Consider the following 22,584-nt stretch of genomic DNA (forward strand, 5'->3'; position numbering starts at 1 on the left):
CGTTACTTTGTGTTCAATTGGTTAAAGGCTGCAACAGCATTGGCTTTAGACACTAGACCTGCAAGAAGGGCCAAACGGTTATTTTTAACAGCTTCAGCCTCTGCCATTACCATCGTGTTGTCAAAGAAGGCATCGATGACTGGACTAAGAGCAAAGAGCTGTGCCAATTTATCACTAGCTGAACCAGTCAATTCTAATTCTTCAATCGCCTTAGCAAGGGCCTTTTCTTGATCATTTTCAAAGAGACTAGCATCGACTGCTACTGAAGCATCTGCTTTTTCTGCCAAGTTGAAGGCACGTGAGAGTGATTCAACAGCTGCCTTGTAGCCATCCGTCTTAGCAGCTTCTGAAAGAGCTTCAGCTGCTTCCAGCATATCTGCTACGACAAAGTTTGAACCAGCAAGAACAGCTTCTTTGATATCTTTTGGTGTACGTCCCATCATCTTGTCCACACGCGCCTTGATGAAGTTGAGCACTTCTGCTTGATTGTCATAAGAAAGACTAGCAAATGAAAGTCCGTAAAGACTGTCGATTAACTCATCCATCGGGATGTACCAACCAAAGGCATCCAAGATACGAACAATTCCTTGTGTTGCACGACGAAGCGCATACGGGTCATTGGAACCAGACGGAATCAAACCGACTGAGAAAAAGGAAAGGAGGGTATCCAATTTATCTGCAAGCGCAAGGATAGCACCAACCTTAGTCTCTGGAAGGGCTCCATCTGCTGCATCAGGAAGGTAGTGCTCACGGATAGCTGTCGCTACTGCAGGATCCTCACCAGCAAGGAGGGCGTATTTTTCACCCATGATTCCTTGCAATTCATCGAACTCACCGACCATACCAGTCAAGAGGTCAAATTTGTAGATTTCAGCTGCACGCGCTACGGCTGCCCTTTCTTCAGCAGTCAAACCAGCTTGTTCAGCTAATGATGCTGCAATGACACCGGCACGAGCCATGTGTTCTGAGAGAGAACCGATTTTTTCATGGAAAGTCACATTAGCCAATTTAGCAACCAGGTCTTCAATCTTGAGTTTTTGGTCTTCACGCCAGAAGAATTCACCATCTTCGAGACGTGCCACCAATACTTTTTCATTTCCTCGGATAACATTTTCCAAGTGCTCAGCATTCCCATTACGAACTGAGATGAAGTTTGGTTTTAGCCGACCATCAAGGTCACGTACAACAAAGTACCGTTGGTGGGTTTCCATTGAGGTCACCAAGACTTCTTCTGGAACGTCCAAATATTTAGTGTCAAAACTTCCCATAAAGGCAGTTGGATATTCGACCAAGTTCAAGACTTCGTTCAAAAGTCCTTCTTCGATTTGGACTTGAACACCTTGTTCTGCTTCGATAGCTTTGATTTGCTCACGAATCATGTTTTCACGTTCTTTGCTATCCGCAATCACGTAAACAGTACGAAGGTCTTCTTCATAAGAATCCGCATTGGTAATTTCCACTTCATGTCCAAGGAAACGATGTCCACGACTCACACGACCTGAATGGATATCCAAGAAGTCGAGGTCAAGCGCTTCATCACCCAAAAGGACAATCAAGGTATGAACTGGGCGAATGTATTCAAAGGTGTTGTTAGCCCAGTGCATGCTGACAGGGAAGGTCAATGAAGCAAGTACTTCTGGAACGCCAGCCAATACTTCTTTAGCAGGTTTTCCAGCTTCATGTTTCGTCACGTAAACGTATTCTTCACCCTTAACTTCACGGAATTCGATGTCATCTACAGTCAAGCCTTTTCCACGGACAAAGCCTTGCGCTGCTTTTGAGAAGTTTCCATCAGCATCCAAGGCGATTTTCTTAGAAGGTCCTTTAAAATCTTCAGTCAAATCCGATTGTTGATCCGATAAACCAATCACACGAACTGCCAAACGGCGTGGTGTTGAGAAGGTTTGAATGCTTTCGTATGAAAGGCGATTGTTATCCAAGAAGGCTGCCATTTTCTCACCGAGTTGTTTTTCACTTGGTGTGACAACGTAGGCTGGCAACTCTTCAAGTCCAAGTTCTACTAGTAAGTTTTTTGTCATGTTTCTTCCTTTACAAATTTCTTTTTTGATAGGCACCTTAGGTACTGGGGACGTTGCTAACTAACTTTGTGAGGCTGTAAGGAAATCTCATGTCTCCTTGACAGCGATTTCCAACAGTCTCATCAAAGTGGATTTAGCCAACTGATTTTTGAACCTAACGTTTCAAAAATCCCCATATACCAGTACGGCGGCGCCTATCCCTTTAGCAAGTCTTCGACTTGCCTCTGGGTAGTCATGTGGGCTCACTTTGTTTGCCCATTTCCATTCTTGTAACGCTTATTATTCTTCCTCTTCTGCTAGGAGTTTGGCGCGTGTGGCTTCGTCAAGGAGTGGGTAACCAAGTTTCTTACGTTCTGCAACGAAGGTCTTAGCTACGACACGGGCCAAGTTACGGATGCGGGCAATGTAACCGGCACGTTCTGTAACGGATACTGCTCCACGAGCATCTAGCAAGTTAAAAGTATGTGAACATTTCAAAACGTAGTCATAGGCAGGGTGAACAAGACCCAATTCCAAGGCACGTCCTGCTTCTTTTTCAAATTTTTCGAAGTTTTCAAGAAGCATATCTTGGTCAGAAACTTCAAAGCTGTATTTTGAGTGTTCGTATTCTGGTTGAAGGAAGATTTCTCCGTATTTAACGCCTGGAGCCCACTCAATATCGTAAACAGAATCTACTTCTTGGATGTAAGAAGCCAAACGTTCCAAACCGTAAGTGACCTCAGAAGTTACTGGACCAGTTGCCAATCCACCAACTTGTTGGAAATAGGTGAACTGAGTGATTTCCATACCGTCAAGCCAAACTTCCCAACCAAGACCAGCTGAACCAGTTGATGGGTTTTCCCAGTTATCTTCAACGAAACGGATATCGTGTTCCAAAGGATCGATACCCAATTTTTCCAATGACTCAAGGTAAAGTTCTTGGATGTTTGATGGAGATGGTTTCATAACTACTTGGAATTGGTGGTGTTGGTAAAGACGGTTTGGGTTTTCCCCATAACGACCATCAGCTGGACGACGAGATGGCTCTACATAAGCCGCATTCCATGGCTCAGGACCAATGGCACGAAGGAAGGTGTAAGGACTCATAGTTCCCGCACCTTTTTCGTTATCATAAGCCTGCATCAGCATACAACCCTGGTCATTCCAGTATTGTTGCAAAGTAAGGATGATTTCCTGGAAGGTTAGTTTTTTAGACATTATTTACTCCTTTAATTTATATTATCTTTTTAGGTTTATTTATCAAGCAACCAAGAAAAAGCTGGATCCTGAAAAATATGACGTTTAGGAACAGTTTGTAAATTCTGATCGCATTCATCTATTGTACCTAATTTCAAAGCACAGACTTCTGGTATATTTTCTTGAACAGTGAAAATTTGACTATGACAGTTCTGGCAGTAATAACGCTGTTTTCCTGGAGAAGAACTATAGGAAACAAGCTTTTCTTTTCCATGCAATACTAGCTTTTCACTGCTAACTTTAGCATTAACTGTATAGGCAGACGCAGTTGCTTTCCGACAAAATGAGCAATGACAAAAAACTAATTCCGATAATTCCTCATCTAGAGTGTAGGTCACTGCTTTACATAAACAAGATCCTTTAAGCATTGTACTCCTTTCTACTTAGGCATTAGAAGAATTCAAAAAAGAACCGAATTTCAACACCCAAGCCTTGCGACTAGGGGCGTCAGAAACGCGGTTCCACCCTAATTTATTACTTCATTTTATCTGTTTGTCTTCAGCTATTTGCTGAGAGAAAGTGCCACTTGCTTACTTTGCTCTACTTGGCTCTCACTATCCCAAGCTCGCTAGAAAAACGCCGTAAGCCCTTCTTTCTTGACTAGTATTATAGCAAATTTTTAGGTACTTGTAAATAAAAATCCATCTGAAACAAATGTTTCAGATGGATTTTAGGCTAACAAACTATCTTATATCAATTATGGACGTCTTGCAGCTTTTGGTTTTTTACCATGAAGTTTTTTCTTGGCATTTTTCAAGGCTGTCAAAGCATCTTTTACATCTTGTTGGCTTGCTCCTGGATTTGAAAGGATGGTTTGTGCATCCTTGAAAGCCACTAGGTAAGCTTCTTTTTCTTTATTTCCAGCATAGATGAATTTAGCATTCTTTTCTTGGAATTTCAATTCTTCCTTGATGTATTTTTCAAGGCTTGAAAAATCAGTTGCTTTCCCGTTTAATTTTCCTTCCGCACGGCTAAGCTCAGCAAGTGCTTGATTGATTTGTTCTTGTTTCACAGTTGGATCAACTGCAAGCAAGGCCACTGTTTGGAAAGCGCGGTCGTAGTCGCGACGTACTTTTTCTTTGGCATTAGCATAACGACCCGTTTTAGTCGTAGCATCATAAGCTTGCATGGCTTCTTTCAAAGCCGCAACGTTTGAATCTTTCCCATCCAAAGCTTGGCTAGCAGCTTCAAGACTGGCTAGAGCTTGGTTGACTTGCTCTTGACTGACCTTGTTGGTCAAGGCTGCTTGGGCAGCTTGCAAGGCTTGATCATAGGCTTCCTTCTTATCCGCACTGGCATTGAAGTATTGCGCTGTCTTTGTAACATCTGCTTGGTTGTTCAAAGCAGCCAAGAGATCCACTTTTGAGATTACTCCAATACGATAATTATTGTTGCGTCCTGCGACAACTGAGATCACTGGTGCTTCCTCAGCTAGTTCATAGCCTGTAGGAAGGGTTGCAACTAAGGTATATTGACCAGTTGCGACAGATTTCCCAAAGCCATTTTTTCCATATTTTTCAGCAGGCAATACAAAGTTTCCACCATCTGCCCCTTTCAATACGATCGTAGCTGCTTTTGAAACCGGTTGATCAAAGCTGATGCTAACTGGTGCATATTCTAAAGTATTGGCAAGAAAAGCGATCGTTTGGAAACTATTATCTTCTGTCAAATCAAATTCTTGCGTCAAGCTGCTGACAAATTTCACTTCTGTACGATCATACGTAAAGATTTCTGCAGTGTAATGACCAAAGTTCAAGAAGTTAATATCTTTTGTCTTGTCAACTGACACATATTGACCATTGCTATCTTTGATTCGGTAAACATACATAGTATCCAAATCTTTGTTCGTTTTAGCGTCACGAACTGCGATTTGAACCCGACCACTATTTTGATCCCGAACTAAATCAGCTAGTGAAACATAGTCTACATTCCCCGCAAAGTCTTCTACATAGTAGTAGATATTCTTCTTATCGATGTTTTCAGGAAGATCGAAGCTACCATCTGCATTGGCCTTGATCACATGGTAATTTTCAAGCGCACGTGTACCATTCTTATCTTCACTGGTTTGGACCATTGTCCCCTGATCATCAAATGGAGTCACATAGACGAGTTTTTCAGTTAAGATACCACCATCGCCAACATCTTTGGCTTTACGTGCTACAAACTGTTGAGCCCCATCTTTGAAACGGATATATCCAGATGTGATCACTGGTTTTTGAGTATCAACCCGAACCTTGAAGGTCGTTGATTGCTCCTCAGCTCCAGGAACCATTGGGGTGTAACGGATGACATAATCATATAGACCATCTGCTACCGCATTTCCATTCGCATCAATACCATTCCAAGCAGTATTATCTAATGTGTAGCTGCGTGGGTTCTTTTGGTCACCGTTGAAGAAGTTCTTACGATGGTCAGATGGAGTTCCTTCCCACAATGGATTTTTATGTTCCGTATCACTTGCTGCGTAGACACTTGCACGAAGGTTTTCAATGTTTCTAAGGGCAACTGTCTTGTATTCGACGAAATCTTTATTTCCATCTTCATTTGGTGAAATGGCAATGCGAACATTTCCGTTTTCATCTAGTTGAAGGGTGTGAGTTCCTTCTGTATTTTCGTCAATACCAAGGACTGTAATCCGACGACCATCTCGTTTTCCTTGAGTGAGAAGGAAGTCATTTTGCTGAGTGACGAGCGCAGAAACATTGGCACTAGAAGAGATATTCAAATCTTTTGGAATATGGTAGTAGAATCCATCTTTTCCTTCGCGAACCAAATCATAGACTGGCTTTTCAACAGCGGGAAGGTTTTGGAATTCTCCCTTGAAGCCCATAAATGGCAAGCTGACCACATCTCCATCATCAGCCGGATCAACAAAGCGAACAAATCCTTCAAGGAAATAGCCGTTTGGCATTTCTTTGCTCAATTCTTCTGTGAATTTACTTGTGTCAACTTTCACCGTAACTGTTTCAGAACTATGAGCTTTCACCGTTACTTCAGGCCAGGCAGTTTCAGTTAATTTACGTGGACGGAGGGTAAATTTACCATCTTTCACTTCATCTGTGTCAGTATTCACCAACATTTTCAAGGTACGATCGGTATCTGAAATATTGTGAACCGTCACATCAAATGTAAAGCTATCTCCAACATTACCAAGAGTGACACTTGGGTAGTTGTTTTCACCAGTCACATACAAGTCAGTTGAAACGGCAGCTGCCGTATCGACAACCCCTGCTCCTTGTTGGCGTGGAGAAGTATAGACACCCGTTTCTTTGTTAACATGCGGTTTAGCCGTAGACATGATCAAGGCTTTCACTGTTTCAGAAACTTGTTCTGGAGTTAATTCTGGGTGATGCTTCACAAGGTATTCTTTAACCAAGGCTGCAACACCTGCTACGTGAGGTGAGGCCATACTAGTACCACTCATATCCCCATAGGTATTGTCATTTAAAGAAGAGAAGATGTTCCCACCAGGTGCTGTGACATCTGGTTTCAACTGACCATCGGTTGTTACACCCCAGCTTGAGAAATCAGACAATTGGTCTGCTTCTGGAGATGGACGGTTGGCCATGGTATTGTTAAAGACAACTTTGTAAGATCCAGCTTTAAGAGCTTCCCCATAGCGTTTTGAAATGAAGACAGATGGAATTTTCTTAGCATCCCCATCAATTGACATTCCAAGGTTTGATCCTTCCACATTATTGTAGACCATAGCCCCTACTGCACCATGATGGAGGGCATTAGCAATTTTTTCTGTGAATGGGATTTCTCCACGTTGAATAAGCGCTAATTTACCAGTAAGATCTAGATCTTTGAAATCATCTTCTTTCCCAAGACCAACAGATACATACTCATATTCTTTGCCTTTTTCAAAGTCTGTATCTGTTGCAGATTTACTGTAGTCAAATTTCCCGTTATCTAATTCTGCATTTCCTTCAAGGCCTTTGACTTCAAAAACTTCTGTGGTAATGATTTTATTATTGATAGAAGCAACAGAGATGGAGTCCTCTACTGTTGAAGGATTTCCGACCAAACCATAATCTGGATTTTCAGCAGAAGGTCTTGAGTAACCATTTCCAAAGCTATTGCTATTTCCTGCAGAAATTAAGACAGATACGCCTTTAGCGCGCGCTCGTTTAATGGCATCCACAATATCTGAATCCGCATTGACCGTAGAACCAGTCGTAGAGCCAAGACTCATGTTGATAGTATCTGCACCAAGAGCTACAGCATCATCAATTGCTTTTACATAAAGGGCAGAACCCGTTGTTTTTTGACGATCTGAGAAGACACGCATAAACATAACTTGCGCTTCTGGTGCTACACCATAGATCTTTTCTCCGTTTCCTGCTTCTTTATCAGGATTCCCTGTCGCAATCCCTGTAACGTGCATCCCGTGAGAATCTCTTTCAGCCTCTTTGATATTATCTGTACCATCAAAATAGTCATAGGCATAGACAACTTTGTCGTTGTACCATTTACCATAATCAATTCCTGCTGCTTTCTTAGCAGCTTCGATTTCTTCTTGATTTTTAAACTTAGCTTTTGAAGGATCGGTAATCCGAAGAACCTCGTGGTTCACATCCAAACCAGAGTCGATGACGGCGACCACCATCCCTTCCCCTTTGTAGCCTTGCTTCCAGGTTTGGGGAACAGTAATGATTTCGTCACTTTCGATGCTTTGAGGTTTTTCAGTTGACTCATGGCGATTCGTTGTTCCCGAACTTGTCGCAGTAGCCACTACTGTTGCTTTTTCAACAGGTTTTTTCGCTTCTTCCGGTTTTGTTTCTGGAACAGCAGCTGCCTCTTTCGGAGCTTCTGTTTTTTCAACTACAGCTGCGTCTTTTGTATTACTTGCCTTTTCAGCAACAGCTGCGTCTTTTGTAACTTCAACTTTCTCACTAGCAACTGCTGTACTTGCTTCTGTTGCTTGTGAATGCTCTTCTTCAGCAGGTGCCTGTTGACTGTTTGCTACAAGCTGTGTCCCAGCGCTCGTTTGACCCGCTGTTTGTTCTTCTGCACTCGCTTGTGCAGATCCAAATACCAAAACAGCCCCTAATAAAACTGAGGCTACACCAAATTTGTATTTCCTTAATGAAAAACGCTCTTGTCTATTCATAGAAACTCCCCTTTTATTTTAATAGTAACTATTATAACGCAAAATTATCTGAAAATTCATTCAAAAATGAATTGTAACACAATTGTAATATTTACGTATATTACTAATTATTAACTTATTTTCGTTCGGAAATTTTTGAAGTTGAACAGGAAAATATTATAGAACATCTGTTTTTGTTGGATCCTTAAAATTACTTCATGTTTGAAAGGTTTTTAAAAACCGAGAACGAAACTGTCCTCGGTTTTCATTAATGAATAGAAATTCTCTTTTAAAAATCTTTGGTGTCCGGATCTGGTGCACCTGCTTCAACCGGAAGATGGCGCAGGAGTTCCACATCATCTGCCGTCAATTCAAAATCAAAGCAATTTAGATTACTCGCAATCCGCTCAGGCGTAACCGATTTTGGCAAAGGAAGGAAGCCTTCTTGTAAACTCCAAGCTAAAGCTAGTTGAGCAACGGTCTTTCCATATTTGGCAGCCATTTCTTTTACTTGTTCATTTTGGAACAATTCTCCTTGGCCAAAAGGTCCCCAAGCTTCTAGTAAAATACCATGCTTGCGACTTGCTGCAATGGCTTCGCTTTGGTAAACCCCAGGGGCTAAACGAATTTGGTTCACAGCCGGTATGACGTGAGCTGTTTCAAGGAGGGCTTCCAAATGATGAGGCAGAAAATTGCTAATACCAATAGCCCGAACCTTGCCAGCAGCTAGCATATCTTCCATTGCTCGCCAAACCTCAGCATTTCGTTTTTTCCAAGCATCATTTTCTCGAAGGGGCTTTGGATTTGGCCAATGAATCAAATAAAGATCGACATAGTCCAAGCCCAGTTTTTCAAGAGACGCTTCTAAAGCAGCTTGAGCATCTTCATAGGTGTGATTCGTATTCCAAAGTTTGGTGGTAATAAACAAGTCTTCACGCTTAAGACCACTATCCTTGATCGCACGCCCCACACTCTCTTCATTTTGATAAATCGCAGCTGTGTCAATATGGCGATAACCTGCTTTTAAAGCAGCTAAAACAGCTTGATAAGCTTCTTCTCCATCCGCTGCTTTCCAAGTTCCAAATCCCAATACAGGAATCTCCACTCCATTATTTAAACGATAATGATTCATTTTTTCTTTCCTTTCTTCGATTTCGGTTTCTTAGGCCCTCGAAGCTTGAGCTCTGGCTTAAAAATATTCTTCTTGGTTGGCTCCATCCTCCTGCTATAAAAACTATAAACTAAGAATGCCCCACCAACGATCGCAATAAAAATATTTTTTCTTACAATACCATAGAGCAAGAAAAAAATTCCCATCAATAAAAAACGTATATCAATTGCCTTCATAAGCTACCTCACATTTCAATTCCCATTATAGCATGAAAAGACAGCATTCACAAAATTGCACTACCATTGGTAAACAAAAAAGATCCTACATACTGCTCCCCTCTATGAATACATCACAAAAGCCTCTCTAAGTATGACCTAGAGAGGCTTTACTCTATCTTTGATTCTTGAATCTAGTTCGTAGCCTGGTAACGTTTGACCCCATCGAGATAGGTCGCCACCAGATCCAAATTTTGATCAAGCACGATGAAGTCCGCATCATATCCTTCACGGATTTGACCACAAACATCATCAATATGGACTGATTTTGCCGGATTAAGACTGGCCATCATCACTGCCTCATGAGGGTTGGCAATGCCCCACTCTACAACATTTTTTATTCCATCTTTCAATTTCAAGATTGAGCCAGCCAGATTGCCAGTTGATTTCAAACGCGCAGTCCCTTCGGCGACCACAACTGGGAATTCCCCAAGCATGTAGTCCCCGTCTTCTAAGCCCCCAGCTGTCATACAGTCAGTAATCAAGGCAACATTTTCTTTCCCTTTTTGCTTCATCAGGATATCACAAGCTAGTGGATCAACGTGATGACCATCACAGATCAACTCTGCTGTAGTATGAGGCAACTCATACATGGCACCAACCATACCGAGTTCACGGTGCGTCAAACCACGCATACCATTGTAGGCATGCACCCAGACACTCGCACCTGCATCAACCGCCTTTTTAGCTTCTTCAAAAGTAGCATTGGAGTGTCCCAGGGCGACTGTCACTCCTTCTCCTGTAATGGTCCGAACAAAATCTTCTACTCCTTCACGCTCAGGAGCAAGGGCAATCTTATTCAACAGACCATTAGCCGCTTTTTGCCAAGCACGGAATTCTTCCATACTTGGATCTTTCATATAAGCTGGATTTTGAGCTCCCTTGTATTTTTCTGTAAAATAAGGTCCTTCAAAATAAATACCGCGAATCTTAGCACCTGTTGCTTCTTTGTATCGTGCACCAATATTTTCAGTTACCGCCAAAAGTTGTTCGTAAGAGGAAGTCAAGGTCGTAGGCAAAAAGCTTGTGACCCCAGTACTCAAGAGACCTTCACTCATGGTATGGAGAGTGCCTTCGATATTATTATCCATAACATCTACTCCACCAAAACCGTGAATATGGGTATCCACCAAGCCTGGGGCAATGCTATAACCAGAATAATCCAGCACATCCGCACCTTCTGGTAAGCTTTCCACATGTTTTCCAAACTTGCCATTGACGAGCTCCAAATAACCTCCACGGCGAACTCCATGTGGGTAATAAAATTGATCTGCTTTAATATATGTAGACATAAAATCGTCCTTTCCATTGTAGGAACTGTGTTCCATTTATATTCATACATATTATATCGCTTTCAGTTCCATTTGTAAATGGTCTAGACCTATTTTTGAGAAGGATCAAAAAAAACAGAGTAAGCTTTCAACTTACTCTGTTTGACTCTTACTTAAATTTGCTCGATTTGTACTTTTTCGGCGAGATTCATGGCATGGTCTGCAACACGTGTATAGTGAGAAATAATATCAATAAAGTTCACTCCGGCTTGTGGCGTACATTCGCCTTGGTTCAAACGACGAATATGAGTTTTCCGAAGTCTTTTCTCCAACTTCTCAATTGCCTCATGACGTACTACCAGTTCGTTTGCAAGAGTCACATCATTGTTCTCAACAGACTTTAATGCATCCTCCACGAATTCTTGAGTCTGGCTATAAATATCTTCCAACTCAGCCAAGGCAGCTTCTGAAAAAACGACTTTCTTGCGAATCAAATAATCAGTCAGATTGATCAAAGATTCCGCGTGATCTCCAATCCGCTCCAAATCCCGTGAGGAATCCAAAATATTGGTGAGAACTTCACTTTCTCTCGGACTCAAGGCTTCACTCGACAAACGAATCAAATAACGAGTCAAATCCTCATCAATAGTATTAATGGCTTCTTCTGTCTTATGACCTTTTTCAGCTGTTTTTTCATTTTGATGAAGAATAAATTCATAAGAAAGACTAAAGGCTTTTCTTGCATAACCACCCAAATGAAGCAATTCTTTTTTCGCGTTCCCAAGAGCAATCGAAGGCGCTTGAGTGATCAAGTTTTCATCCAAGTAGAGGGGTTCATATTTAACGACTTCATCTTCACCAGGGATCAACTTGGTTACAAAATAAGCCAAAGCACCAATGAATGGGAATTGAATGACGGTATTGGTCACATTGAAGGCACCATGAGAAAAAGCAATCGTCATTTCTGGTGACAAATGCAAGAGGCCTTGGAAGTATTCAATCATGGCTGTAAAAGGTGTCAGCAAGATCAAACAAAGGATTGTTCCGATCAAGTTAAAGAGCACGTGGGTTGCTGCAACACGCTTAGCGGAAACGTTAGCCCCCATAGCTGCAATAATAACCGTTAGGGTTGTCCCAATATTGTCTCCGAAAAGGATGGGTAAAGAACCACGTAGATCTAAAAATCCACCTGAATACAAACCTTGTAGGATCCCAATCGTAGCTGAAGAAGCTTGAATCAAAACGGTGATGATGGCTCCTGCTAGAACACCCAGAATTGGATTTTTTCCAAGGGTGATCATGTACTGGCTAAATTCGGGCAATTCTTTTAAAGGGCTCATTCCCGCACTAATCAGGTTTAAAGCGTAGAAAATTCCTCCAACCCCAAAGAGAATCCGACCAATATTATTGGCCATTCGATTCTTGGTAAAGAAAAGTAAGACCGTTCCAAGAAACATAATTGGAAGGGCATAAGTCCCCAGTTTAAACCCAATAATGAACGAGGTGACCGTGGTCCCAATATTAGCTCCCATGATGATTCCAATGGCTTGACGCAGGGTCAAGAGACCCGCACTGACCAGACCAACGGTAATCACCGTTACCCCAGTACTAGACTGAATAAGGGCTGTCACAACAATCCCTACTAAGACTCCAAGAAAGGGATTGCTGGTATATTTATCAATATAGTAGCGAAGACGGTCCCCTGCAGCTTGTTGCAGTCCTTCTCCCATGGTTTTAATACTATAGAGAAAGAGACCCAACCCTCCCAAAAAGTTAAACAAAATTTCCTGCCAGTTAATGGACATGATCATTCCTCCAAATATGAGATCAGAAATAAAACTCCTCTCCTATTGTAAAGGATATTCCTTGATCACACAAGAGATTTCTGCAAAATTCTATTCTTTTTTAAAATCATTGATGCTTTTTGCTTTATTTTAAGAAAAAAAGAGGTTGGACACTAATGGTCCCAACCTCTCTAGTCTTTGTTCAAATTGCGCAACATCGCATCGATCTTGTCACCGTATTCGATGGATTCGTCTTTCACAAACGTAAGATCTGGAATTTTGTATAGCTTCAAATTCCGTCCCAACTCTCGTTTGATGGTTCCTGTCGCTTTTTCAAGGCCTGTCTGAGCCTTTTGATTGTCTGAAGCCAAATCACTCATAATTGAATAATACACTTTGGCCATAGACAAATCACCTAGCATTTGAACATCCGTAATGGTAACACCTTGAACACGCGGATCACGAACTTTCTTTTGCAAAATTTCGTTGACTTCCCGCTTGATTTCCATCCCTACTCGGTCTGTCCGAAAATGACTTGCCATAGGAACTCCTTTCTGCTCTGTCTTTAAAAACTAGGAAATAGGAGATTACCTCTCTTCCTTCCTAGTTAACAGTTTATTTTTTAATTTCTTCCATGATATAAGCTTCGATGGTATCATCTGTCTTGATATCATTGTAGCCTTCGATCATCAATCCACCTTCGCGACCGTTGGTCACTTCTTTGACATCATCTTTATAATGTTTCAAGCTAGCAAGAGCTCCATCATAAATCACGACACCGTCACGAATGACACGAACCTTGGAATCACGAGTGACCTTACCACTGAGGACCATAAATCCACCGATAGTCCCCACTTTAGAGACCTTAAAGGTTTCACGGATAACTGCTTCCCCGATAATTTTCTCTTCAAACTCAGGATCCAACATTCCCTTCATAGCATCTTCCATTTCCTCGATCACCTTGTAGATGATTGAGTGAAGACGGATTTCTACCTCATCAGCTTCTGCTTGCTGACGTGCTTGAGGCGTAGGGCGGACGTTAAATCCAACGATGAAGGCATTTGAAGCTTCTGCAAGGGTAACGTCTGATTCGTTGATCGCACCAACTGCTGAGTGAACGATGGTCACTTTCACACCTTCCACTTCAATCTTTTGAAGGGAAGCAGCAAGGGCTTCAACCGAACCTTGTACATCGGCCTTGATGATGACATTAACGGATTTCACTTCCCCAGCCTTCAAGGTATCAAAGAGATTTTCAAGGCTGACACGATTCGTTGCTTGACGTTGTTTCATCAGAGCACGTTTGGCACGTTCTTCACCGGCTGCACGCGCTGATTTTTCATCTTCATAAACCGCGAAGTGGTCACCCGCCATTGGCGCTTCGTTCAAACCTGTGATAGAAACAGGAGTAGATGGTCCTGCTACCTTCACACGACGGCCAAGGTCATTTGTCATGGCACGGACACGTCCAAAGGTATTTCCGACAACGATTGGGTCTTGGACATTCAAGGTACCTTGTTGAACCAGAAGGGTTGCAACCGCACCTTTACCTTTATCCAAACGAGCTTCGATAACAGTACCGATGGCACGAACAGTTGGATCTGCCTTGAGTTCTTGGATTTCAGCTACAAGAAGGACTGTTTCCAAGAGTTCATCGATATTTTGATTGAACTTAGCTGAGATTTCTACAAACTCAGAATCTCCACCCCAGGCAGTTGACATAACTCCATGCTCTGCCAATTCACCGATGACACGTTCTGGGTTGGCACCTGGTTTATCAATCTTGTTAATAGCCACAATGATTGGAACATTCGCTGCTTTTGAGTGGTTGATGGCTTCGATGGTCTGTGGCATCACCCCGTCATCTGCCGCTACGACCAAGATGGTAATATCTGTAACAGATGCACCACGCGCCCGCATAGAAGTAAAGGCCGCGTGTCCAGGTGTATCCAAGAAGGTAATCTTCTTGCCATTTTCCACGATTTGGTAGGCACCGATATGTTGGGTGATTCCTCCCGCTTCACCTGTTGCTACACGTGAATTACGAAGGGTATCCAAAAGGGTTGTTTTACCATGGTCAACGTGTCCCATGATGGTGACAACTGGTGGACGCTCTACCAATTCATCTGGATTCAAATAGCCATCTTCGACGAAGAAGCGTTCGATATCCGCATTGTCCACTTCAACCTTTTTCTTGGCTTCAATTCCATAATCCACCAACAGAAGTTCAATGGTATCGCCATCCAAGGATTGGTTTTGTGTCGCCATCACTCCCATCATGAAGAGTTTCTTAACGATTTCCGCAGGCTCACGCTTAATTCGTTTTGCGATTTCCGCAACCGTCATTCCATCTGTGTACTCAAGTTCACTTGGCAACTCATGGAATTTACGCTCTGTTACTGGTTTTGGAGCTTCGTTGCGGTTATTCTTTCCTTTTTTATTCTTTTTGTTGTTGTTCCAGTTACTATTTCTTTGATTTCTCACTTGGTTTTGACTACTTCGATTCTTTTGTTGTTTTCTTGGACCATCTTCTTCGCGATCAAAATCCTCACGTTTTTTGTCTGGTCTAGCTTGCTTTTTCCGACGTGTATCAACTGTGGCAGGACTTGGAGCCGCTACCGGAGTTGCCTTCGCTGGTTCTGCCTTTGGTTGTGGAGCGACAACTTCAGTTGCAACCGCTTCTTCGCGCTTACGACGTTGTTGACGTTCTTGCTCTGCCTTGGCTGCCTGGTTTTGCTTGTAGCGCTCTTCACTATCACGTGCATATTCCGCATTTTGCTCTGCCTTTAATGCTGCAGCACGGGCTTTGAAATCAATCTTCGGAGCACCATTTACAGGATTTGGACGTCCTTGACCGTTTCCAGATTGATCACGGCGACGATCATTTCCTTGATTTCGACGATCATTACCCTGGTTTTTGCGATCATTTCTATTTTGAAAACGATCCCCGTCCCGACGGTCGTTTTGTTGTTTCTTAGGTCGATTTCCTTGTTGTTTCCTACGTTCAGCCTGCTCTTTTGCACGCGCTTCTCGTTCCGCTTTAAAGTTCCGACTCTTTGGTTTAGCAGCTGGCGTTACTGATTTTGTCTCAGTTGCTCCTTCTTTTTTTACAGGCGCTGCTTCTTTTTTCTCTGCGACAGCCGTTGTCTTGGCAGCCACTTCTGCTACTTTCTTTTCGACTGTTTCTTTTTTCGCTGCAAAGCTCTTGATCAGCTTTTCAGCAACATCAGTATCGACACTAGATGCATGACTCTTGACGTCAAAACCTAATTCTTTCGCACGAGTGACGACTTCCTTACTTTCCTTGCCCAATTCTTTGGCAATTTCGTATAATCTTTTCTTAGACAATTGCTGTCCTCCTCTTCTATTCCATAAGAGACCTCATTTTCTTTGAAAATCCAGCATCTACAACTGCGACGACCTTCCGGGCACGTCCAATTGCAGTGCTTAATTCTAGTGTTGAAAACACGGTAGATACTTGAACCTCATAATAGTGACCCTTATCTGTCACCTTTTTTGTCAGGTTACTAGCTGCATCATTTGCCAGAAAAACTAATTTTGCTTTTTCTTCCTGGATTGCTTTGATCACGAGTTCTTCTCCAGAAATGAGTTTTCCTGCTCTTTGCGCCAAGCCTAACAAATTACTTATCTTTTGCTTATTCAAGGCCTAACTCTCTTCTCTTCACCTTATGATCTACATAAGCGATCAATTCATCATAGAAAGCTTCTTCCACTTCCATATTAAAGCTACGATTGAAAACTTTCTTTTTCTTAGCAAGTGCTGCTTCTTCATTGTCTAGCTTGATGTAAGCACCTCGACCATTGGCTTTGCCAGTTGGATCGATAAAGACTTGTCCTTCTTTATTTTTGACAATGCGGAGCAAATCGCGCTTATCAATAATTTCATTTGAAACGACAGATTTTCTTAAAGGGATTTTTCTTGTTTTTACCATTTTCCCTCCCTCTCTTAATCGACTTGCTCTTCGCCACTTTCTACTTGGTCTTCAAAAGTTTCTTGAGCTGCTTCCATTTCTTCGAACTCACTAGCAGATTTAATATCGATGCGGTATCCAGTCAAATGAGCTGCCAAACGAACGTTTTGACCACGACGACCAATGGCAAGAGATAGTTTATTATCTGGAACCACAACGAGAGCATGTTTGCTATCTTCATCATCAAAAATAACTTGGTCCACTTCTGCAGGAGCGATCGCATTGTAGATAAATTCAGCTGGATCTGGAACCCACTCGATGACATCGATATTTTCTTCTGTCGGAACCATACGGTCTAATTTTTGATCGTATCGAGCTGGGTGAAACTTGCTGGTAATCTTTTTAATATTCGATCCACCACGACCAACGATCGTCCCAATCGCATCTACGTTTGGATTATGGCTACGAACCGCAACTTTTGTACGATCTCCAGCTTCACGCGCTACACTCATAATCTCAACAGTTCCATCATAAACTTCAGGAATTTCTTGTTCCATCAAACGTTTGATCATTTCAGGATGGCTCCGGCTAACAAAGACATTGACACCACGTGGATTATCTTCTACCTTGTAGACAAAGACTTCAATTCGATCATGGGATTGGAAGACTTCTCCTGGAATTTGGTCTTGCTTAGATAATTGAGCTTCGATCGAACCAAGATTGACATAGATAAAACGATTGTCAAAGCGCTCCACCGTTCCACTCATGATTTCATTTTCATGTTCTTTATAAGTGTTATAAGTGATAGTGCGCGTTTGCTTACGCATTTTTTCCATGATGGTTTGTTTGGCAGATTGAGCTGCTACACGACCAAATTCAGCTGGTGCTTCTTCAAATTTGATCTTGTCACCCAACTCATAAGCAGAGCTAATGGCTAAGGCATCCTTCAAGCTGATTTCTAAACGGCTATCAAAGACTTCATCCACCACTTCACGAACTGTATAAACACGGAAATCTCCAGTTTTTTCATTGAATTCAATCGCTGCACTTTCTGATTGTCCATAACGACGGCGATAAGCTGAACGCAATGATTCTGTGACAGCTTCGATGATATCTTCTTTTTTGATCCCTTTGTCTTCTTCCAAAATGCGGAAGGCTTCTAGCATTTCTTTACTCATGTTTTTCTTGCCTCTTCTATAAAGGCATCCTTTCTTTCATTCTGTTACAATTTTACAGCCAACCTTGCTTTGGACACAAGGTTATAAGGAATATCCACTGTTTTCTTTCGTGTTTTATCCATATACTCAATGGTCAAAACATCCTCTTCAAAACCTACCAGGTTCCCCTCAAAGACCTTTTGCTTTTCTATAGCCTTGTACAAGCTGATATTGACGTACTTACCAACAGCTCCCTCGAGTGCTTCCTTGGTTTTCAAAGGTCTCTCCAAGCCAGGACTGGTGACTTCTAAAAAGTACTGTTCTGGAAATGGGTCTGGTTTGATTTGATCCAATAGCGGACTGATGATTTCTGTCAAATCCGCTGTATCATTCAGTGTGATTCCTTCTGGTTTGTCTACGAAAATGCTTAAGACGTAGTCACCACCCATTTTGCCATATTCAACATCAACCAATTCAAATGGTTCCTTTATAGCTGGCTGAATCACTTCTGTTACTAAGTCAACAATCGTTGCGATGGTTGCCACCTCCTCATAGATAAGAGGCGAAGATATTTCCCCGCCTCTCCTTTTCTATTCATTTAATGTATTATAGCACGATTCCCCAATGATTGCAAGGAATATGCTAAAACTGTGCTTCTACACGGTAAATGACCTGGCCTTTACTTGAGAACTTCTTCTCATATTCTGTCATGACATTGCCCTCAAAGTCACTAGCATGAAGGTCTAACCAGACTCCCTTCAAAGTCATTCCATATTGCGAAAAACTCACCAAACTGTATTCAAACAAACCTCGGTTGTCTGTTTTAAAGTGAATCTCCCCATGTTCTGGAAGAATTTGCTTGAAGGTGTCTAGGAAGGTCTTGTAAGTCAAGCGACGCTTCTCATGACGTTTCTTTGGCCATGGATCTGAAAAATTCAGATAGAGCTGATCAATTTCTCCGTCTTCAAAATAGTTAGTCAAGCTATCCCCATCTACCCACAGTAATTTAATATTAGGAACATCAGCTTCTAAGACCTTATCTAAAGCATAACTTAAAACCGATTTTTGAATATCAATTCCGATGTAGTTGATCTCTGGATTGGCCTTAGCCATCCCAGTAATAAAGGCCCCTTTTCCACTTCCCACTTCAATATGGATGGGGTGGTCATTTCCGAAAATCCCATGCCATTTTCCCTTAGCATCTTCTGGATTTAGGACCACATATTGTGGATTCGCTTCTAGTAATTCTGTCGCTCCTTTGCGATTTCTAACTCTCATATTTCCTTTCCATATTTCAACCGGAAATTGCGCAGAGCATAGATCTCGCGATTGACATTTTCTAAATCATTATTTTCATAGTATTTAGCAATTTGCCACAAGAAGGAGTATTGACCAAACCAATAGAGTTTATCAAACACCTTTTGATTGTACTTGTAACCATAATAACCTAACCAGTCGCGCCAATTGGAATCTGGAATATAGTGACTCAAGATATGCGCCACATCCAACATCCGGTCTGTCAAACGAACAGAGTCCCAATCGACTAGATAAATCAAGCCGCTCTCTGTCTCAATCCAGTTACTATGACGGACATCCCCGTGGACGATCGTCGCATAATCCTCCCGAAAGGCAGGCACTGTCTTACGTAAATTCTTTACGACTGATTGGATGTAGTGGTTCTGACGTAGGGCAATTGGCAACCGGTTGCTCCAAGAATTGAGCAATTCTAATGGAGATTCCACAGGATAGCCAAGTTTTTTCAATTGGGTCATCAAAGGTCTAGAACGGTGCAATCTCGTTAAAATATTGACCACTTGTTTTTTTGACATCCCATTTGGCGTGAGAATTTCCCCATTCAACCATTCTTGGGCACTCATCACATTTCCATCTGGCAATCGTCGACTCCATAATAATTGAGGAGCAATCTGTTCTTTTGCTAGACCCGCAAGGATTGGGGTCGTATTCATTTTTACAAAAACGCGCCCACCATCTGGGTAGGTCCCCATGTAGGCCTTCCCACTCTTCCCAGGAATTGGGGTGAGGCTTAGCTCTTTTTCATTCGAGTCCATCTTTTCCTCCGTAAAAAGTTTCCAATCTATTTTACTAATTTTAACGACTTTCGTCAACCAAGCGCGCCATCTTAAATGGAAGGTAGAGCAGGGTTAATGCAAGTGTATAAGCTAATAAGCCCAGCAGCAAGACTTTATCTGACATAAAGACCAGCCCAATCGCCCCTTCTATCACTGTTACAACCCCCATTAACAAGCGAAGCGTTTTGTTCAATCCTGCCTTTTTACTTCCTTTTTCCATTGGAAAAAGAAGGGTCAACGGTTGGTAATCAAAAGCGCTATAAAGTCCCAACAATTGAAAAATGATCAAATAATTGAGCAAGGCTACAAGAACGATCACCACTAGAGTTTGGGGGATAAAGACCATAGCGAGAATGGAAAGAGCCAAGAGTCGGAGAGTCATAGAGAAAAGATCTCCATTCCGTAGGAAGGAGCGCATATATAAGTGAAGCCACGTATTCCCATGTGTTTTGGGAAGAAGCCCTAAGAAACCATCCAAGTAGGCTCTTCTTTTGACACTGTTAGTAATACCTTTTACCGTTGTAAACAAGGCAAAGAAACGAAGGATCAATTGTTTCCTTGCATTCTCACGAGCAATGGCCAAGGTCCAATTCAAATTTCCATCCTGGTAGAAGCGCGCTTCCTTCCAGCTAAAAACAGCCCCTTTAGCCACCCCTAAGACAAGGATATAAGCTACAATAGTAAGTTTATCCAGCCCCGTTGCCAGAAGAAGAGGCACAAATAATAAAAGGACAAAACTTTGAATCAAAAACCAAAACACAAAAGACTTCTTGGCCTGCCCTTTGATATAACGTTTCACTTCCTCTTCCTTTACCAAAAGGAATAAAGCATCGGGCTTCTCTAAGTAGGTCGCAATAGAGCCTATCGGAACCAAGAGGAGCAAACCAATCATGAGACTCCAGCGGATCAGGCTTGTATCTTTGGGGAGATCTTGTAAGAATTGGCTGTATTGAACCGCCAAAAATCCTATGAAAATCAACATAAAGAGGACGAAATGATCATTGAGAACATAGCGGCTATATTTTACACATTGAGTTCGAAACGTTTGTTGCCGTTTTTTCATCAACTCTTTCATGCTGTTTCCTCTTCTGTCAAGGTCATGTAGATATCATTTAGACTTGCTTTCTCATCCCCAAAAGTTGAACGCAACTCGTCCAAGGTCCCTTGTGCTCGGACCTGACCCTTATGGAGGATCACAAAACCATCACACATCTTTTCAGCTGAGTCCAGAACGTGGGTACTCATCAAAATCGATTTTCCTTTTGCCTTCTCATCTGCCAATAACTGAATCAAATCTGCAATCGCAACAGGATCTAATCCTAGAAAGGGTTCATCGACAATATAAAGGCTTGGATCCACTGCATAGGCGCAAATAATCATAACCTTCTGCTTCATCCCCTTTGAAAACTGGGTCGGGAACCAATCTAATTTTTCAGCCAAACGGAAGCGTTCCAACAAAGGCTGGACGCGTACCAAGACTTGCTCTACATCTAAGTCATAAGCCAAAGCTACGGTTTCAATATGCTCTCTCAAGGTTAATTCTTCATAAAGGCTTGGTGTTTCTGGAATATAGCCGATTTTCTTACGATATTCAGTCGGAGCTTCTGGCAGACTAAGTCCATCAATCCGTACTTCCCCAGCATAAGGATGCAGGAGACCAATAATTTCATTAATCGTGGTTGACTTCCCAGCTCCATTTAGTCCAATCAAACCAATCAGTTGGCCATCCGGAACTGAAAAACTCACCTCTTTCAGGACAGGGATGTTGACATAGCCCCCTGTCAACTTGTTGATTTCTAACATATTTTCTCCGATTTCTGGTATAATGTTCTTATATTATAACAAAATTTAGTCTAAATGAGGTGTATTTATGGTTGACGATTGTATTTTTTGTAAGATTATAGCTGGCGACATTCCTTCATCCAAAGTCTATGAGGACGAGGTAGTCCTCGCATTTTTGGATATCTCTCAGGTTACACCTGGTCATACGTTAGTGGTTCCAAAAAAACACGCTCGTAACCTCTTAGAAATGGACGAAACCGCCACTGCTCAATTATTTGCACGTGTCTCTAAAGTTGCAAAAAAAGTAGAGGCTGCTACCCAAGCCAAGGGAATGAATATCATCAGCAACATGGAAGAAGTTTCTGGACAGACTGTGTTCCACACCCATATCCATATTATCCCTCGCTATTCCGATCAAGATGAACTGGCTATTTCATTCACTGAACACGAACCTGATTTTGAACAACTAGCAGTGCTCGCAGAAACCATTCAAAACAGCTAAAGAGGAGACCATATGACACTAAAAAATTTATTTTGGTTTGCAACCGGGGCTAGTATTAGCTACCAATTTGTTAAAAACCGTAAAGCAATCAAAACAGAGGTGACTGAATCCAGCCAATTGGTTAAGGGAATTCAAGATAACCTAGCAAAAATCCAACGCAATCTGGATATTATCCAAGACCAAAAGACCAATCTTCAAGAATTGGTAACGGATTTCCAATACAAGACCAAACTATTTAGTCAACAAGCAACAGCCTCTCTAAAAGAAATTCAAGACATCTGGCAACCAAGTAAAAACGATTGAGAAAACT

The 22,584-nt window shown here is 42.0% G+C and carries 19 protein-coding genes and 2 pseudogenes; 2 read left to right on the forward strand and 19 right to left on the reverse strand.

All coding sequences use genetic code 11. The features are described from left to right. Window positions 1–2: 2 nt before the first annotated feature. From glyS to AB5Y61_RS05915, 19 genes and pseudogenes are all read right to left on the reverse strand, one after another. Complete coding sequence (glyS, locus tag AB5Y61_RS05830) at window positions 3–2,039, reverse strand: glycine--tRNA ligase subunit beta (RefSeq protein WP_368403479.1); 2,037 nt, start codon at window positions 2,037–2,039, stop codon at window positions 3–5. Window positions 2,040–2,318: 279 nt separating this feature from the next. Next, window positions 2,319–3,236: a glycine--tRNA ligase subunit alpha gene (glyQ, locus tag AB5Y61_RS05835; RefSeq protein ID WP_049496776.1), complete on the reverse strand. Its 918-nt coding sequence runs from the start codon at window positions 3,234–3,236 to the stop codon at window positions 2,319–2,321. 35 nt (window positions 3,237–3,271) lie between these two features. Further along, window positions 3,272–3,643 carry a GFA family protein gene (locus tag AB5Y61_RS05840; protein WP_000912012.1) on the reverse strand — a complete coding sequence of 124 codons (372 nt, stop codon included), beginning with the start codon at window positions 3,641–3,643 and terminating at the stop codon, window positions 3,272–3,274. A 329-nt stretch (window positions 3,644–3,972) separates the two neighbouring features. Further along, window positions 3,973–8,391: a S8 family serine peptidase gene (locus AB5Y61_RS05845; protein ID WP_368403480.1), complete on the reverse strand. Its 4,419-nt coding sequence runs from the start codon at window positions 8,389–8,391 to the stop codon at window positions 3,973–3,975. A 268-nt stretch (window positions 8,392–8,659) separates the two neighbouring features. Next, window positions 8,660–9,502 (reverse strand): aldo/keto reductase, encoded by an 843-nt coding sequence (locus AB5Y61_RS05850; RefSeq protein WP_368403481.1) that lies wholly within the window; start codon window positions 9,500–9,502, stop codon window positions 8,660–8,662. After that, complete coding sequence (locus tag AB5Y61_RS05855) at window positions 9,499–9,717, reverse strand: hypothetical protein (protein WP_315376898.1); 219 nt, start codon at window positions 9,715–9,717, stop codon at window positions 9,499–9,501. Before AB5Y61_RS05855 ends, AB5Y61_RS05850 begins: the two co-directional genes overlap by 4 nt. A 173-nt stretch (window positions 9,718–9,890) precedes the next feature. After that, on the reverse strand, window positions 9,891–11,048 hold the full coding sequence (gene nagA, locus AB5Y61_RS05860) for an N-acetylglucosamine-6-phosphate deacetylase (protein ID WP_315376896.1): 1,158 nt from the start codon (window positions 11,046–11,048) through the stop codon (window positions 9,891–9,893). 152 nt (window positions 11,049–11,200) lie between these two features. Continuing rightward, entirely contained in the window at window positions 11,201–12,832 is a 1,632-nt protein-coding gene (locus tag AB5Y61_RS05865) for a Na/Pi cotransporter family protein (protein ID WP_368403482.1), read from the reverse strand. Window positions 12,833–13,002: 170 nt separating this feature from the next. Further along, the gene (rbfA, locus tag AB5Y61_RS05870; protein WP_368403483.1) at window positions 13,003–13,353 is read right to left on the reverse strand and encodes a 30S ribosome-binding factor RbfA; all 351 of its coding nucleotides are present in this window, start codon (window positions 13,351–13,353) and stop codon (window positions 13,003–13,005) included. A 73-nt stretch (window positions 13,354–13,426) separates the two neighbouring features. Beyond that, window positions 13,427–15,634, reverse strand: a pseudogene (gene infB, locus AB5Y61_RS05875) (translation initiation factor IF-2); the annotation flags it as partial. Window positions 15,635–16,035: 401 nt separating this feature from the next. Continuing rightward, window positions 16,036–16,159 (reverse strand): annotated as a pseudogene (locus AB5Y61_RS10620) (translation initiation factor IF-2 N-terminal domain-containing protein); the annotation flags it as partial. A 16-nt stretch (window positions 16,160–16,175) separates the two neighbouring features. Then, entirely contained in the window at window positions 16,176–16,475 is a 300-nt protein-coding gene (locus AB5Y61_RS05880; RefSeq protein ID WP_003010399.1) for a YlxQ-related RNA-binding protein, read from the reverse strand. After that, a complete protein-coding gene (rnpM, locus tag AB5Y61_RS05885; protein ID WP_003010401.1) occupies window positions 16,468–16,764 on the reverse strand; it encodes an RNase P modulator RnpM in 297 nt (98 codons plus the stop codon). Before rnpM ends, AB5Y61_RS05880 begins: the two co-directional genes overlap by 8 nt. A gap of 14 nt (window positions 16,765–16,778) precedes the next feature. After that, window positions 16,779–17,921, reverse strand: coding sequence for a transcription termination factor NusA (gene nusA, locus AB5Y61_RS05890; RefSeq protein ID WP_003010402.1), 1,143 nt, complete (start codon window positions 17,919–17,921; stop codon window positions 16,779–16,781). A 44-nt stretch (window positions 17,922–17,965) separates the two neighbouring features. Beyond that, window positions 17,966–18,445 (reverse strand): ribosome maturation factor RimP, encoded by a 480-nt coding sequence (gene rimP, locus AB5Y61_RS05895; protein WP_315376885.1) that lies wholly within the window; start codon window positions 18,443–18,445, stop codon window positions 17,966–17,968. A 97-nt stretch (window positions 18,446–18,542) separates the two neighbouring features. Continuing rightward, the gene (trmB, locus tag AB5Y61_RS05900) at window positions 18,543–19,178 is read right to left on the reverse strand and encodes a tRNA (guanosine(46)-N7)-methyltransferase TrmB (protein WP_023920251.1); all 636 of its coding nucleotides are present in this window, start codon (window positions 19,176–19,178) and stop codon (window positions 18,543–18,545) included. After that, window positions 19,175–19,969 carry a cell cycle regulator CcrZ gene (ccrZ, locus tag AB5Y61_RS05905; RefSeq protein WP_023920250.1) on the reverse strand — a complete coding sequence of 265 codons (795 nt, stop codon included), beginning with the start codon at window positions 19,967–19,969 and terminating at the stop codon, window positions 19,175–19,177. Before ccrZ ends, trmB begins: the two co-directional genes overlap by 4 nt. A gap of 40 nt (window positions 19,970–20,009) precedes the next feature. Further along, window positions 20,010–21,065, reverse strand: a complete 1,056-nt coding sequence (locus AB5Y61_RS05910; protein WP_368403485.1) for an ABC transporter permease — start codon at window positions 21,063–21,065, stop codon at window positions 20,010–20,012. Next, entirely contained in the window at window positions 21,062–21,793 is a 732-nt protein-coding gene (locus AB5Y61_RS05915) for an ABC transporter ATP-binding protein (RefSeq protein ID WP_368403486.1), read from the reverse strand. The genes AB5Y61_RS05910 and AB5Y61_RS05915 overlap by 4 nt, the downstream gene beginning before the upstream one ends. Before the next feature lie 67 nt (window positions 21,794–21,860). Here AB5Y61_RS05915 and AB5Y61_RS05920 point away from each other — a divergent pair, with 67 nt between their 5' ends. Next, window positions 21,861–22,274 (forward strand): HIT family protein, encoded by a 414-nt coding sequence (locus AB5Y61_RS05920; RefSeq protein WP_368403487.1) that lies wholly within the window; start codon window positions 21,861–21,863, stop codon window positions 22,272–22,274. Between the two features lie 12 nt (window positions 22,275–22,286). Then, the gene (locus tag AB5Y61_RS05925) at window positions 22,287–22,577 is read left to right on the forward strand and encodes a hypothetical protein (RefSeq protein WP_368403488.1); all 291 of its coding nucleotides are present in this window, start codon (window positions 22,287–22,289) and stop codon (window positions 22,575–22,577) included. The last annotated feature ends 7 nt before the right edge of the window (window positions 22,578–22,584 follow it).

The organism is Streptococcus parasanguinis (assembly GCF_040908565.1).
Classification (GTDB): Bacteria; Bacillota; Bacilli; order Lactobacillales; family Streptococcaceae; genus Streptococcus; species Streptococcus parasanguinis_AC.